At 47.8% G+C, this 14,965-nt stretch carries 15 protein-coding genes and 1 tRNA gene; 14 read left to right on the forward strand and 2 right to left on the reverse strand.

The annotated features are described in order from the left end of the window. The first annotated feature begins 27 nt into the window (after positions 1–27). From uvrA to rapZ, 11 genes are read left to right on the forward strand one after another with little or no spacing between them, the layout of a single operon-like run. Entirely contained in the window at positions 28–2,940 is a 2,913-nt protein-coding gene (gene uvrA / locus QUE61_RS08725) for an excinuclease ABC subunit UvrA (RefSeq protein ID WP_286306838.1), read from the forward strand. 36 nt (positions 2,941–2,976) lie between these two features. Continuing rightward, positions 2,977–3,966: a KpsF/GutQ family sugar-phosphate isomerase gene (locus tag QUE61_RS08730; RefSeq protein ID WP_286306839.1), complete on the forward strand. Its 990-nt coding sequence runs from the start codon at positions 2,977–2,979 to the stop codon at positions 3,964–3,966. 3 nt (positions 3,967–3,969) lie between these two features. Next, on the forward strand, positions 3,970–4,545 hold the full coding sequence (locus tag QUE61_RS08735) for a KdsC family phosphatase (RefSeq protein ID WP_286306840.1): 576 nt from the start codon (positions 3,970–3,972) through the stop codon (positions 4,543–4,545). 12 nt (positions 4,546–4,557) lie between these two features. Next, on the forward strand, positions 4,558–5,202 hold the full coding sequence (gene lptC / locus QUE61_RS08740; RefSeq protein WP_286306841.1) for an LPS export ABC transporter periplasmic protein LptC: 645 nt from the start codon (positions 4,558–4,560) through the stop codon (positions 5,200–5,202). Then, a complete protein-coding gene (locus tag QUE61_RS08745; RefSeq protein ID WP_286306842.1) occupies positions 5,199–5,735 on the forward strand; it encodes an LptA/OstA family protein in 537 nt (178 codons plus the stop codon). Before lptC ends, QUE61_RS08745 begins: the two co-directional genes overlap by 4 nt. Position 5,736: 1 nt before the next feature. Further along, entirely contained in the window at positions 5,737–6,489 is a 753-nt protein-coding gene (gene lptB / locus QUE61_RS08750; protein WP_286306843.1) for an LPS export ABC transporter ATP-binding protein, read from the forward strand. Between the two features lie 59 nt (positions 6,490–6,548). After that, positions 6,549–7,868 carry an RNA polymerase factor sigma-54 gene (gene rpoN, locus QUE61_RS08755; RefSeq protein WP_286306844.1) on the forward strand — a complete coding sequence of 440 codons (1,320 nt, stop codon included), beginning with the start codon at positions 6,549–6,551 and terminating at the stop codon, positions 7,866–7,868. A gap of 15 nt (positions 7,869–7,883) precedes the next feature. After that, positions 7,884–8,213, forward strand: a complete 330-nt coding sequence (gene hpf / locus QUE61_RS08760) for a ribosome hibernation-promoting factor, HPF/YfiA family (RefSeq protein WP_286306845.1) — start codon at positions 7,884–7,886, stop codon at positions 8,211–8,213. 27 nt (positions 8,214–8,240) lie between these two features. Beyond that, positions 8,241–8,702, forward strand: a complete 462-nt coding sequence (locus QUE61_RS08765; protein WP_286306846.1) for a PTS sugar transporter subunit IIA — start codon at positions 8,241–8,243, stop codon at positions 8,700–8,702. Continuing rightward, positions 8,699–9,685, forward strand: coding sequence for an HPr(Ser) kinase/phosphatase (gene hprK, locus QUE61_RS08770; protein WP_286306847.1), 987 nt, complete (start codon positions 8,699–8,701; stop codon positions 9,683–9,685). The genes QUE61_RS08765 and hprK overlap by 4 nt, the downstream gene beginning before the upstream one ends. A gap of 1 nt (position 9,686) precedes the next feature. Then, entirely contained in the window at positions 9,687–10,559 is an 873-nt protein-coding gene (gene rapZ, locus QUE61_RS08775; RefSeq protein ID WP_286306848.1) for an RNase adapter RapZ, read from the forward strand. Here the strand turns inward: rapZ and mutY are convergent. Both mutY and mutM read right to left on the reverse strand, forming a co-directional pair. Next, a complete protein-coding gene (gene mutY, locus QUE61_RS08780) occupies positions 10,520–11,635 on the reverse strand; it encodes an A/G-specific adenine glycosylase (protein WP_286306849.1) in 1,116 nt (371 codons plus the stop codon). The genes rapZ and mutY overlap by 40 nt on opposite strands. Before the next feature lie 2 nt (positions 11,636–11,637). Then, a complete protein-coding gene (gene mutM / locus QUE61_RS08785; RefSeq protein ID WP_286306850.1) occupies positions 11,638–12,474 on the reverse strand; it encodes a bifunctional DNA-formamidopyrimidine glycosylase/DNA-(apurinic or apyrimidinic site) lyase in 837 nt (278 codons plus the stop codon). A 35-nt stretch (positions 12,475–12,509) separates the two neighbouring features. Here mutM and QUE61_RS08790 point away from each other — a divergent pair, with 35 nt between their 5' ends. From QUE61_RS08790 to QUE61_RS08800, 3 genes are all read left to right on the forward strand, one after another. Continuing rightward, on the forward strand, positions 12,510–14,009 hold the full coding sequence (locus QUE61_RS08790; RefSeq protein ID WP_286306851.1) for a lipoprotein insertase outer membrane protein LolB: 1,500 nt from the start codon (positions 12,510–12,512) through the stop codon (positions 14,007–14,009). Beyond that, entirely contained in the window at positions 14,002–14,871 is an 870-nt protein-coding gene (gene ispE, locus QUE61_RS08795; RefSeq protein ID WP_286306852.1) for a 4-(cytidine 5'-diphospho)-2-C-methyl-D-erythritol kinase, read from the forward strand. The genes QUE61_RS08790 and ispE overlap by 8 nt, the downstream gene beginning before the upstream one ends. A 15-nt stretch (positions 14,872–14,886) precedes the next feature. Further along, positions 14,887–14,963 (forward strand) — tRNA-Gln (locus QUE61_RS08800). Positions 14,964–14,965: the final 2 nt, after the last annotated feature.

Below are 14,965 nucleotides of genomic sequence, written 5' to 3' on the forward strand. Positions count from 1 at the left end.
TATATTAACAAGTTACGCTAAAAAATCATGAATAACGAAATCAAAATCCGTGGGGCCCGAACCCACAACCTTAAAAATATCAATCTGGATATCCCCCGCGAAAAGCTCGTGGTGTTGACCGGCTTATCCGGTTCTGGAAAAAGCTCTTTAGCCTTCGATACGCTCTATGCCGAAGGACAGCGTCGCTATGTTGAATCCCTCTCGGCCTATGCGCGCCAATTTTTGCAGTTAATGGAAAAACCCGACGTGGATGTGATTGAGGGTTTATCGCCCGCAATCTCCATTGAACAGAAAGCGACTAGCCATAACCCACGCTCAACGGTTGGCACGGTCACCGAGATCCATGATTATTTGCGTCTCCTCTTCGCGCGAGCCGGCACCCCCTACTGCCCAGATCATGCCTTAGCTCTTGAAGCGCAAAGCGTCTCGCAAATGGTAGATACGGTCATGGCAATGCCGGCCGATGCCAGACTGATGATCTTGGCTCCTGTGGTCAGCGAACGCAAAGGTGAGTTCGTTGATTTATTCGAAAATCTCCAAGCTCAGGGCTTTGTGCGTTTTCGCATTCGCTCCGGTGGTGGTACGAGCAACGCCGCCAAAGCCGAGATCGTTGAAGCTGATCGTCTGCCGCAACTCAAGAAAAATGATAAGCACTCGATCGAGGTAGTGGTTGATCGAATTCGTGTCAAAGAGGACATTCAGCAACGGCTGGCTGAGTCGTTTGAAACCGCCTTGCGACTCGCTGATGGCAAAGCCATGGTGGTCAATATGGATACAGGAGAAGAAATCATTTTCTCCAGCAAATTTGCCTGCCCCATTTGCTCCTACTCATTGCAAGAACTTGAGCCCCGTCTGTTTTCCTTTAATAATCCGATGGGCGCCTGCCCCAGCTGCGATGGACTCGGTCACATCTCCTTTTTTGATCCCAAACGGGTCGTGGCGCATCCTGACTTATCACTAGCAGCAGGAGCCATCAAGGGCTGGGATCGTCGTAACCAGTTTTACTTCAAGCTCCTACAAACCTTAGCGAAGTTTGGTGGCTTTGATCTTGAAAAACCTTTTGAGAAATTACCCAAAAAGGCGCAAGACCTGATCCTCTATGGATCCGGGGATGCAACCATTCCGTTTGAGTATCTCAATGAAAGGGGTCGCTCAGTCGTGCGCGAACATGCCTTTGAGGGAATCTTGGCTAATTTTGAGCGACGCTATCGAGAAACCGACTCAGGAGCGGTTCGTGAAGAATTGGCCCGCTATCAAAACATTCGCGCTTGCCCAGAATGCGGCGGTACCCGTTTACGCAAGGAGGCACGCTTTGTCAAAGTGGGCGATGGTCAACAAGCACGCGCTATCTATGAAATCAGCGCCCTACCATTGCGCGAAGCCCAAGATTATTTCAATACGATCCAATTAAAGGGTGCTAAACGCGAAATTGCTGACAAAATCATCAAAGAGATCGCCTCACGTTTGCGCTTCTTAAATGATGTAGGTCTGGATTACTTATCCCTAGAACGTAGCGCAGATACCCTCTCGGGTGGCGAAGCGCAACGAATTCGACTTGCCTCGCAAATTGGTTCTGGACTCACTGGTGTGATGTATGTTCTCGATGAACCATCGATTGGTTTACATCAGCGCGATAACGATCGTTTAATTGCAACCCTCAAACACCTGCGCGATCTTGGCAACAGCGTATTGGTCGTAGAGCATGACGAGGACATGATTCGGGCCTCAGACTATGTGATTGATATAGGCCCTGGTGCGGGCGTGCATGGTGGAAAAATCGTTGCAACCGGAACTCCAAGCGAAGTCGAACGCAATCCTGATTCATTAACAGGTGCCTACCTATCTGGCCAAGAAAATATCGCAGTGCCCCAAAAGCGTACTGAACATGATGGTCGCTTTTTAAGCATCATTGGTGCGGGTGGTAACAATTTGCAAAAAGTGGATGCGCACATTCCCGTAGGCTTATTAACTTGTGTCACTGGCGTATCTGGGTCTGGTAAGTCAACCTTGATTAACGACACCTTGCATCATGCAGTTGCCCAACACCTCTATGGCTCGAGCGCTGAACCAGCAGAGCATGATCACATCGACGGTATTGAACACTTCGACAAAGTGATTAATGTGGATCAATCGCCGATTGGCCGCACACCACGCTCGAATCCTGCAACCTATACCGGTCTATTTACTCCGATCCGAGAACTCTTTGCTGGGGTACCGGCTGCGCGTGAACGGGGCTATGAAGCGGGTCGATTCTCATTTAATGTCAAAGGTGGGCGTTGCGAAACCTGTGAGGGTGATGGCGTTCTCAAGGTCGAAATGCATTTCTTGCCCGATGTCTATGTGCCCTGCGATGTGTGCCATGGCAAACGCTATAACCGGGAGACCCTGGATATCCGCTATAAAGGCAAAAATATTCATGAGGTCTTATCGATGACGGTAGAGCAAGCTCATGAGTTCTTTGAAGCTGTTCCGGTGGTTAAGCGCAAACTCAAGACCTTGCTCGATGTCGGTTTGGGGTATGTCTGCCTGGGTCAAAGCGCCACTACCCTTTCAGGGGGAGAAGCGCAGCGTGTCAAGCTCTCGCTAGAGCTATCCAAGCGGGATACGGGACGGACCCTTTACATCCTTGATGAGCCAACCACAGGTTTGCATTTTCATGACATCAAACTATTGCTTGAGGTGATTCATACCCTGAAAAAACAAGGAAATACCGTGGTGATCATTGAACACAATCTGGATGTGATCAAAACTGCTGACTGGTTAATTGACCTTGGACCGAATGGGGGCGCTGGCGGTGGTCAAATTATTGCAACTGGAACCCCTGAGGAGGTCGCCAATCACCCCGCTAGCTTCACCGGAAAATACTTAAAGCCCCTCCTTAAAAAGCAGGCCAATCCCAGCCCTATCAAGAAAAAAGATCTCGAAAAACTTGGGCTTTAAATCCCGCAAGGGGGTAGTCAGCATATACTTATCCCCATGAATGCAAAGAACCAGCGCGCTCTGGAATTAGCCTGCGCCACCCTTGATTTGGAAGCGGATGCGATTCGCAAAATGCGGAATCGCTTGGCCCAAGAAGGACAATCAGCCCTGCTACTTTCGGTTCAACTTCTCGAACAATGCCGCGGTCGGATTGTTGTCTCAGGAATTGGTAAATCAGGGCACATCGCTCGCAAGGTGGCTGCCACCTTTGCATCAACCGGTTCTCCCGCATTTTTTGTTCACCCCGCCGAGGCAAGTCATGGCGATTTAGGGATGGTCACTCGTGATGATGTATTCGTAGCGATTTCAAACTCCGGCGAAACCGAGGAACTACTCACCATTGTCCCCATCATTAAGCGAACTGGCGCAAAATTAATTGCACTTACGGGAGACCCTAATTCCTCACTTGCCAAGCTAGCAGACGCACATCTTGATATTAGTGTTGACAAAGAAGCTTGCCCGCTCAATATGGCACCAACGACCAGCACGACGGCAGCGCTGGCCATGGGTGATGCACTCGCTGTTTCTCTGTTGGATGCGCGAGGCTTTAAGGCGGAAGACTTTTTGCGCTCGCACCCCGGCGGAAGACTGGGTCGAAAATTAATCGCCCATGTCTCAGAGGTGATGCGCGATCTCTCAAGCACCCCCAAAATCAATGTAAAGGCATCATTTACACAGGCCCTTACTGAAATGAGTCGTCAAATGATGGGCTTGGTTGTCATTGTGAACGACACTAACCAAGTATTAGGCATTTTGACCGATGGGGATTTACGACGTCTGATCGAAAAACAGGTAAGCATCGGCTCTATTAATCTGGCGGAGGCCATGACTCCCAACCCAAGGACCATCCCGCCTGATTTAATTGCTGAAGAGGCCATTGGAATGATGGAGCAGCATCGGATCAATCACTTAATTGTGGCTGATGCAGAAAAACGCCTACTAGGCGCCCTCAACTTGCATGACTTATTTGCAGCCAAGGTAATTTAATTGATGGCACCGATTCTCCAATCACATACCACAAACCCATTAACCAACTATCCTCAGGCTCTCGAACGAGCAACTCAGATTCGCATCTTGGTACTTGATGTTGATGGCGTTCTCACCAGCGGTCAGGTTTTTTTTGGACCGGACGGCAAAGAATCGATGAAGGGTTTTGATATTCAAGATGGCTTTGGTATCAAACTTCTTCAAAGCGTTGGAATTGAGTGTGCTGTCATTACCGGTCGCCACTCAAAAATGGTGCTTGGTCGCTGCGATGAACTTGGCATTACCAATGTATTTACTGGTGTTCAAGATAAAAAATTGGCACTTCTAGAACTAAAGGAACGAGTTCCATTTAATCCTGCCATCGACTTAGCAGTGATGGGGGATGATTGGCCTGATTTATCGATCATGCAATCGGCGGGCTTGCGGATTGCTCCTGCTCAAGCACAGGAAGCCGTTCGTCAAGTCGCCCACTACATCACGCAGGCGAAAGGTGGCTTTGGTGCTGTTCGTGAAGCCTGCGATTTAATCCTCAAAGCCCAAGGGCATTACGATTCGCTGCTTGCTAAAGCCAAAGGCTAAGACAAACTCTTCATGAGACTTTCTCGGCACATTATCTATTTATGGATCGTACGCGGTTTATTACGCGTTCTCCCCTTTTTGCTGATGGGCTCGCTAACTCTGGCTACTTTCTGGCTAGTCAAACGGAGTGCGCCACCAGAGTCACTTGCACTGGCACGCGTGCCCCAACATCTACCTGATTACATTCTTAAAAATGCCGCCCTTTCGAACCTCAATGAGCAAGGGCAAACAAAATACCGCGTTCTAGGAAAAAAACTGATTCACTATGAGGACGATGCATCGATCGATTTAGAGCGGCCGCGGATTCGTATCTTTCAAGATCAAGGTGCCCCTGTTACGGTTCGTGCTGAGCGGGGTCATATTGATGGTGATTTAACGATCTTGGATCTGTATGAGAATGGTGAAATTTTTCGTCCGGCTCAAGAGGCTTTGGCCGATCGCAAGGCTGCACCTCAATTGCTGGCCCGCTCAAGCTACTTCCAAGTTTTAATTAATGATGATATTGTGCGTACCGATAAACCATTAGAGCTTCAACAGGGAATGTCGATCATGAATTCAAGTAGTGGTGGAACGTTCAATAACGTCGATCACAGCGCTAGCCTTAAAGGGCAAGTACGTGGTCGAATCGAGCCTGCTGAGCAAAAGGGTCGCAATTGAGAATCCTAATTTTTATTCTTGCTCTTAGTGCGCTACCCATGTCTGCAAATGCCAATCAGGCTGATCGAGACAAGCCTTTGATTATTAATGCTGATCAAGTTGATCTGGACGATCTAAAGCAAAAATACACCCTAACTGGTGATGTTCTTTTAGTGCGAGGTAGCATGGTCGGCACAGGTGAGCGCGGCTTTGTCCTAGTCACCCCAGAGGGCTATCAAATGATTGATCTAAACGGAAAGTCTAATTTGCCAGCCTCAATGCGCCAACGGCGGGAGACCCTGCAAGATGAGTTTATGCAAGGAATCGCCAAAGATATTCTCTACGATGATAAAAAGGAAAGGCTTTTGTTGGTTGGTAACGCCACCGTCAAGCGACTACTCAATATGCAAATGCTCGATCAACTCCATGGTTGGCAGATCGAATATGAAGATGTCAAAGAAAGTTATCGGATCAAACCACAAAAGTTGGATCTAAATCAGCCCCCGCAATCAAGAGCGATCTTAGCTCCCAGAAAGAAAGTGGTTGTTCAATAAGATGACATCTGCTTCAGCTTCGGTCCTTCAAGCGGTATCGCTTCAAAAGCGCTATGGCTCTCGCACAGTTGTTCGCGATGTGAGCATTGAGGTAGCGAGCGGCGAGGTGGTTGGCTTATTGGGACCCAATGGTGCTGGCAAAACCACCTCGTTTTACATGATTGTTGGCTTGGTCCCGCTCGATGGTGGGGATATTCGTTTAAATCAAAAGAAAATTAGTCATCTTCCCATCCACCAACGTGCCCGAATGGGTCTGTCCTACTTACCGCAAGAGGCTTCTGTTTTTCGCAAACTGAATGTGGCAGAAAATATACAAGCCGTTTTGGAGCTTCAAGAAACAAATGGCAAACCATTAAGCAAAAAGCAAATTCAAGCCCGTTTAGATGAGTTACTAGGCGAGTTGCAAATTACCCACTTGCGCAATAATCCAGCGCTTTCCCTATCTGGTGGAGAGCGGCGGCGGGTTGAAATTGCCAGAGCGCTTGCGTCTTCTCCTAAATTTATTCTGCTCGATGAGCCGTTTGCTGGCGTCGACCCCATTGCTGTAGGGGAAATCCAACGGATTGTCCGCTTCTTAAGAGACCGCCAAATCGGGGTTCTAATCACCGATCACAATGTGCGTGAGACTCTCGGCATTTGCGACCACGCCTACATTATTAGTGAGGGAAGCGTTCTGGCCGCCGGTAAGCCGGATGAAATCATTCAAAATGATGCGGTTCGGAGGGTTTATTTGGGAGAAAACTTCCGTATGTAGTGCACCAATTTGGTGAATTTTTACCCCGGGCAACTGTGAAGCCTTCCTAGAATGGGTTCATGCGCTTTTCGATTAGCCCCCGCCTAAGCCAACAAACCAACCTCAGCCCACAACTTCAACAGGCTGTGAGGCTGTTGATGCTCTCGAATCTCGAACTCGAGCTAGAGCTTGAGAAAGCGGCTCTCGATAATCCAATCATCGAATTTGAGCCTAGCGCACCACACTACTCCGGAAGTGGCGAGGGCGATGGACTCGAACAAATACCGAATCAGATATCGCTTCAAACGGCTTTGGCCGAACAAATTCGGGTGATGAACATCAGCCCAAAACTTAAAGCAGCAGTGCACTACTTGGCGGCCTGTCTTGATGAGCGCGGTTTCCTTACTGAAAGCCTTGAAATCATCACCCTTGAAATCGCTGAGCGTTTTCAGGAGCAGTACACCCTTGCTGAATTACAAATGGCATTAGGCCACTTACAACAATTAGACCCCATTGGCGTTGGAGCGCGCGATCTGAGTGAATGTCTGTGTATCCAACTTCAGGAAGAACTTCATCGAACCACCATGCGACCTGAAGAAAGAGTCGTTCTTTCACTCGCCCTACAAATTTGCAAATCCCATTTAACCAAGGTGGCAAACCGAGAGTATGCAAAGTTACGGGTCCTTTTGGGTAAATCTGAAAGCAGTATTGAAGCGGCTATTCGGAAAATTAAAACCCTTAACCATCATCCTGCAGCCAATTATGACCAAGGCCCCGATCACTTGGTGACCCCGGATATCGTCGTTTACAAAAAGCGTAACCTGTGGGTTGCTAAACGTAATGAAGACGCCGTTCCAAAAGTCTCATTAAATCAAGAATATATCAACATCATCTCTGAACATCGTGACCACGCTGATATTGGTGCAATGCGCCAAAAAATGACCGAAGCAAAATGGTTATTAAAAAATATTCAACAACGGGAAGAAACTATACTGCGCGTGGCTTCCGAGGTCGTTGCACGGCAACAATCCTTCTTTGAGTCTGGGGATATTGCACTCCGCCCATTGGTTTTACGAGAAATCGCTGATAACCTAGAGTTGCATGAATCTACTGTATCTCGTGTAACGAAGCAAAAGTACTTAAGTTGCCCCTTGGGTTTATTTGAACTGAAACATTTCTTTAGTCATTCCATTACCTCAGAGCAAGGTGATCGGGTCTCCACAACTGCGGTTCATGAAATTATTCGTCGCATTGTGGCCAATGAGTCTCCTGGTAAACCAATCTCTGATCACTCGATTGCAATGATTCTAGAAAACCAAGGGTATGCAGTTGCTCGGCGCACAGTAGCGAAGTATCGGGACTCACTGCGCATCCCGGCCATGCATTTGCGTAGGCATTAATCATGGAGGTTTGTAATGAATTTACGCATCAACAGCCGTCATCTCGAAGTTACTCCAGGCATTCGTGATCACTTAGAAAATCGTCTAGATCGAATTCGCAAACATTTTGATCATGTGATTGATGCCTCAGCATTTTTGATGGTTGATAAAGCAAAAGAAAAAGGGCTAAGACAAACAGCTGAATTAACTCTTCACCTCAAAGGAAAGGAGTTATTTGCTCAGGCTCACCACGAAGATTTGTATCAGGCGATGGATGCCGTCATTGATAAACTCGACCGGCAGGTTATTAAGCACAAAGAGCGAATTCAGGATCACCAGCACGATAAACATCAGCTACAAAGTTGAGTGTATTGACCCCTATAATCAGGAGTCATGAATGTCCTTAGTCGCCTATTCACTTCTGACAGCATTAATTTGAATGCCCAAGCGTCTAACAAGGCGCAAGCATTCGAAAATGCTGGTCAGTATTTTGCGACCAAACTTCAAATTCCATCCGAGACCGTCTTAAGTTTCTTAAATGCCCGGGAGGCTTTAGGTTCAACTGGTCTTGGATTCGGTGTAGCCATACCCCACGGACGAATTAAAGGCTTACAAGAGCCATGCGCGGCTCTTTTTAAGCTTCAAACCCCAATTGAGTTTGGAGCCCCAGACGGCAAACCAGTCTCACTCCTCCTTTTTCTCCTAGTTCCAGAAAAAGCAACCCAAGAACATCTTGAAATCCTAGCGGTTATTGCTCAACTCCTCACCAACCCTCAAACCCTCGACCAGTTGCAAAATGAGACCGATCCTGAGAAAGTGAGGCATTTGATTTGCCATTGGGAGGCTTTGCAATGAGCCAGCAACTCTTACTTGAAGACGTCACAGCTCAACAGATCTTTGATGAGAATATTGGGGATTTAAAGCTATCTTGGATCAGTGGCCTCGAGGGCGCTGACCGAAAATTTAACGCAGATGCCGTCAAGTCTGCGGCAGCCTCCTCCGATTTGGTTGGGCATCTGAATATGATTCATCCAAGCCGAATTCAGATCTTTGGGAATCAAGAGATTGACTATCACGCCAAACTATCAACTGCTGAACGTCAAACCCAAATCTCCTCTCTGATCGCCAGTAAGCCACCCTGCATTATTGTCGCTGATGGTTGTAAAGCAGATGAAGAATTGCAACTCTATTGCCAACGTTCTTCCACGCCCCTTTTTGCCACCAATACTTCTGCTGCGGAGGTTATTGATCATCTACGGTTTTACTTAACGAAGATTGGGGCGCCTTGCGCTACGATGCATGGCGTTTTTATGGATATCTTAGGCCTTGGTGTCTTAATCACTGGTGAATCTGGCTTAGGGAAAAGCGAACTCGGCCTCGAATTAATTTCTCGCGGCCACGGTTTGGTAGCCGATGATGCAGTTGACTTTACGCGTCTTGGACCTGATTACATCGAGGGTCGTTGCCCTGAGATTTTGCGTGACCTTCTCGAAGTTCGTGGTTTAGGTTTACTTGATATTCGGACGATCTTTGGCGAAACAGCGGTTCGACGGAAGCTGAAACTCCGCCTAATTGTGCAGTTAGTTCGTCGCAATGATGGCGAATTCGAACGCTTGCCGATTGAATCCCAGTTTCTCGAGGTTCTTGATATCCCGATTCGGACCGTGAAAATTCAGGTGGCCGCCGGACGAAACTTAGCGGTTCTTGTTGAAGCCGCTGTTCGCAACACGATTTTGCAACTGAGGGGCATTGATACGCTGAAAGACTTTATTGAGCGTCAACGCAATCAAATGAATCTCGATAGCGAACACAATAAATCCCAAGGCCGTCTTTTATAAGATGCGTATCCAACTTATTACGGGCATCTCCGGCTCAGGAAAATCAGTCGCCTTACGTGCCTTTGAAGATGCTGGGTACGATTGTGTTGATAACTTACCAGTGTCATTAATTGAGCAACTGGTAAAGACCATGGAAGGTGAACAACGCCAGCATATTGCGATTGCGGTTGATGCCAGACGCGGTGAGTCGATCTCTCAATTGCCCGCACTTCTAGAAAAACTTCGCCATAAGCATCAGGTTGATGTGTTGTTTTTAAATGCGGATACCAACACCTTAGTCCAGCGCTTCTCAGAAACGCGCCGCCGTCACCCTCTATCCCACCCCACGCAATCGACCACCTTAATTGATGCGATTGAGAAGGAACGAGAATTGCTTGCCCCTTTAGCAAACGAAGCTCAACAAATTGATACTGGGCACATTCCAGCCCACACGCTGCGTCATTGGATTGCCGATCAATTAAAAGAGCGACCCATCGGTCTAGCACTGATATTCGAGTCCTTCGCATTTAAAGGCGGCGTACCCAGTGAGGCAGACATTGTCTTTGATGTTCGCTGTCTCCCAAATCCACATTACGAAGTAGCCCTACGCGACCAAACTGGCCTGGATCAAGCGGTTGCTGACTATTTGTGTCAGTTTCCTGAAGTCTCACAAATGCTTGCAGATATTGAGTCGCATATCCAAAAATGGTTACCGCACTATCTAAAAGATGGTCGTAGCTATCTCACGGTAGCAGTTGGTTGTACAGGTGGGCAACACCGCTCGGTTTACCTCGTACATCAATTGAATCAATTTTTCTCTCAGGCGACAATCAAAGATCTATATGTCTTAGAACGTCATCGCGAACTGGATTCTAAAAAGACTCGGATTGGCTGAGGTAGGCCGTACTCCTTTAATCGTCTTGTGCAAATCCAATCGAGCGCAGCGCTTGAGTGTGGCCATTTCCGTTTGAGATGAATGATCCATGGTTGCATTCGTAGCCGTCGGTGACTAAAAATATGCTCGATAACATGGCCCTCTTCAATTGAGGCAATTGACCCTATATTGCCCTTGGATAACTTGTTTGAAAGAATCGTCTGATGAAGTAAACCCGCGATATCCATTGGTTTTGAACAATTTAATTTCTGATCGATTGACTGCCATGGGGTTTCGATTAACGAATAGAGCCCACCCCAAATCGCTTTTGGAGGTCGCCTCTCAAGTAATATCTCATCCTGATAACGAATTAAAAAGATATTCGTTGTGAACGTCGGGGATTGCTTTTTCTTCTTTTTCGCTGGAATGCGATCAACCTGACCAAGTTCATAGGCTTTGCACTCACTCATCATTGGGCACGTCTGATCCTGACTTTGGCATTTGGCATTCTTCGGGGTGCACCAAGTGGCCCCAAAATCCATCAGCGCTTGTGTGTAAAAAGGCATTTGAGACTTCGACTTGGGAAGAAGTGCCGTTGCATGCTCCCAAAGCAATTGCACTGTCTTATGGTTTTGTTGATCACCAGTAATGCCAAAAAAACGGCTGATGACCCGCTTAACATTGGCATCTAGGATTGGAGCGCGCTCCTCAAATGCAAAGGCAGCAATCGCGCCCGCTGTGGACCGGCCAATTCCAGGCAATTTCTCAAGCTCTTGAGCAGAATTGGGGAACTGGCCTGCATACTCTGCCATGATCTGTTGTGCACAGCGATGAAGATTACGTGCGCGCGAGTAATACCCCAATCCACTCCACAGCGCCATAACCTCATCAAGATCAGCCTTTGCCAGGGCTTTGACTGTTGGAAATTGACGCATAAATTGTGGGTAGCGCTCCATGACGGTGCTAACCTGGGTTTGCTGCAGCATGATCTCCGAAACCCAAATTGCGTATGGATCTCGCTGACCTTGCCAAGGCAGGCCTTGACGACCATAGTGCTTTGACCAACGAATTAAAGCTTGGGAGAAACGAAATCCCATACCTATCGTTTCTGACACCGAGGACAATAATAGGTCGAGCGCTGACCTTGGGTTATTTGCCGAATCGGTGTTTTGCACACCCGACACGGTTCATTCGCTCGGTCGTAGACTTTGGTTTGCATCATGAAGTAACCAGGGTCACCATGGGCATCCACGAAATCGCGCAAACTGCTCCCACCGGCGGCAATTGCTCTTTTTAAAATAGTACGTACCGCCTCGGCCAATCGCTCACACTGTGCATTGGTTAATTTGCCAGCGGGTAAGGCTGGATGAATACTGGCCTCAAATAAAGATTCGGAACAATAAATATTACCAACGCCAACCACCGCTTGCCCGGCCAATAAAAATGCCTTTACCGAAATCGTTCGCTTGCGGGAATACTGGTACAAATGTGTCGCACCCAACTGCCCAGCAAACTCTTTAGCAAGGGGCTCTGGCCCCAATTTTTGAATTAAAGGATGTTCTAACACGTCTCCCTTGCTAGATGGGTGCCATAACACAGCACCAAACTTTCTGGGGTCATGAAGTCGCAAACTAAGGCTATCGAAGTGGATGGAGACGCGATCGTGTGGCTTTAGGGGGTCCTTCTGTGGCAATACGCGCAATACCCCGGTCATGCCTAAATGAATGATCAGGTAGCCATTGGTCATTTTGAGCAATAAATACTTCCCCCGGCGCTCGACCGTATCCAAGCGTTGGCCCTTTAGAATTTTTGGCAAATCCTTAGGAACAGGCCAACGCAGTCGCCCATCAATCACATTGACATGCGTGATCTGACGCCCTTCTATGTGGGGTTTAATCCCCAAACGCGTGACTTCAACCTCTGGTAGTTCTGGCATCGGTACATTGTAGATTCGGGGATTAGAATGTGCTGATGGGCTATCGATCGACTTCCATCTTGGCAAATACGTGTCTAAAACGCGGATTGCTTTGGGCTATTTGCTGCTCCTCTTTAGGTTTCCTGGTTCCTGCTTCAGCTCAGACCAAAGGGGCTACCAGCGAGCAAGCATTTGAAATACTCGCTTCCGAAATTGCGCTGCAGCGAGGTGAGGCTGGATTAGCCTATCAAACCTACTTGAGCCTTGCACGACAAACAGGGGATCCTGCTTTAGCTCAACGCGCGATGGAAATTGCGATTGCAGCAAACGCGGCAGATCTGGCTTTAATCGCCGCACAAACTTGGGATGAGCTATCACTACCTGGCCAGAGTAAACCCAAGGAGGTATTAGTTACCCTTCTCATGCTCAATCAACGATGGTCTGATGCCGTCACACCAGCGATCGCCCTTCTTAAGGAACAAAATATTAGAGAACGCGAACAGATTTTGCTGCAGTGGCAGAGCCTATTGGGTCGGGCTCAAGATGAGAGAGCGGCTTTAAATGCTTTTTACAACATTGTCGCGGCCCTCGTTCCACCACCTTCCAATCCTCAAATTTTGTATACCTATGCTTTGGCTGCTGAGAAATCCGGTCAGTTTGAGGTGATGGAGAAAACCTTAAAAACTCTGATTGAACGCAATCCAAATGATATTCAAGCACTCAATGCGCTTGGCTACTCCTTGGCCGACCGAAATGTCAAACTGAATGAGGCGTATGAGCTAATTCTTAAAGCGCACAACCTTGATCCCAAAGATCCGTTTATTTTGGATAGTTTGGGTTGGGTTAATTTTCGTTTGGGCAACAAAGAGATTGCCTTAAACCAACTTCAAGATGCATTTCGTATTAAGCCTGAGGCTGATATTGCCGCCCATCTTGGTGAGGTCCTCTGGACCCTTAACCGACCCATTGAGGCAGAGGAAGCTTGGCGCCAGGGTGAATTGATCGACGCAAATAATGCCACCCTGCGCGAGACCTTAAAGCGCCTAAAACCATCTTGGGCGATCTCCATGGATGTGGTCGCTAGTCAATGGGATGGACGTTTTGCGGTAAAAGCAAGCGATCGACCCACCAATAATAATCAAGGTGGATCAGGCAGTTTTACCCTTACCAAAAATGGCTTGAGTGATACCTTAGAAATCCGGGGGGCCATGGGAGGCGCAATTGCCAAGATCACAATTAATCCGGGCGAAGCCATTCTAGAACGTGACGGTAAAAAAGTGAGTGCGATTGACGCTGACACCTTAATTCAAAATACCTTGGGCTTGCCATTGCCTGCGCGTGGTTTATCCAATTGGCTAAATGGGCAGTTACGCGCTGGTAGCCCTGCCAAGCTTGAGCGTGATAGCCAAGGTCAAGTCAAACGGATCTCGCAAGACGGATGGGATTTAGCCTATATATGGAATGAGAATAAGAAGATTGAGCGTCTTACGATGACCAGAAACACCAACACAGGCTCGATTGATGTGCGCCTAATTTTCGATCAAGTGAATGAGTAATCGCCTCGAGCTCCTGGCTCCAGCCAAAATCAATTTATTTCTTCATGTGACCGGTCGACGTCCAAATGGATATCACGAGCTTCAATCGGTATTTCAATTGGTCGATTGGTATGATCGTATTTCTTTAATTTCGCTCAAGCAAAGCACTATTATTCGGTACGGCGGTAATCCACAGATTTCCCCTGAGAATGATCTGGTCGTACGGGCCGCGCAATTATTGAAAAACCACACGCACTACCCATACGGGGTTGAAATTCATCTTGAGAAAAATATTCCGATTGGAGCGGGCTTAGGTGGTGGATCATCCGATGCAGCTACAGTGTTAATTGGTTTAAACCATCTCTGGGATCTTCATCTTCCCCCAGCCGAATTGAGTGAGCTAGGATTAAAGCTAGGCGCCGATGTGCCATTTTTTTTATTTGGTCAAAACGCATTTGTGCAAGGGATTGGCGAGCAACTGGAATCGATTGATCTACCTGATCAGAAGTTCTTGATTATTTTTCCAGGAGAGTCGATTGCAACTCAGGCCGTGTTTCAATCCGATCAATTGACCCGAAATCATGCTCCGATTACAATGGCAGACTTTCTTGCAAACACTGGTGAAGTTGGGCAGTTTACAAACGACCTCCAACCAGTTGCTTGTGAGCTCTGCCCTGAAGTAAATCGAGCATTAAATTGGTTGGCGCAAACGCTCCCAGATGCTACCCGTAAGATGTCTGGATCCGGTAGTAGCGTGTTTGCTATGCTATCAGAATCGATCAATCGACACGATCTGGAACAACAGATGCTCAAACTTCCCTCAGGGTGGGTGGGTCGGCTTGTTCGGGGTCTAAAACAAAATCCCGCTTACAATTCGGTTTAATCAGTATGACGCAGTAGGGGAGTCGCCAAGTTGGTCAAGGCACCGGATTTTGATTCCGGCATGCGAGGGTTCGAGTCCTTCCTCCCCTGCCATT

It is taken from the genome of Polynucleobacter sp. HIN5, from assembly GCF_030297555.1.
In the GTDB taxonomy this organism is placed as follows: domain Bacteria; phylum Pseudomonadota; class Gammaproteobacteria; order Burkholderiales; family Burkholderiaceae; genus Polynucleobacter.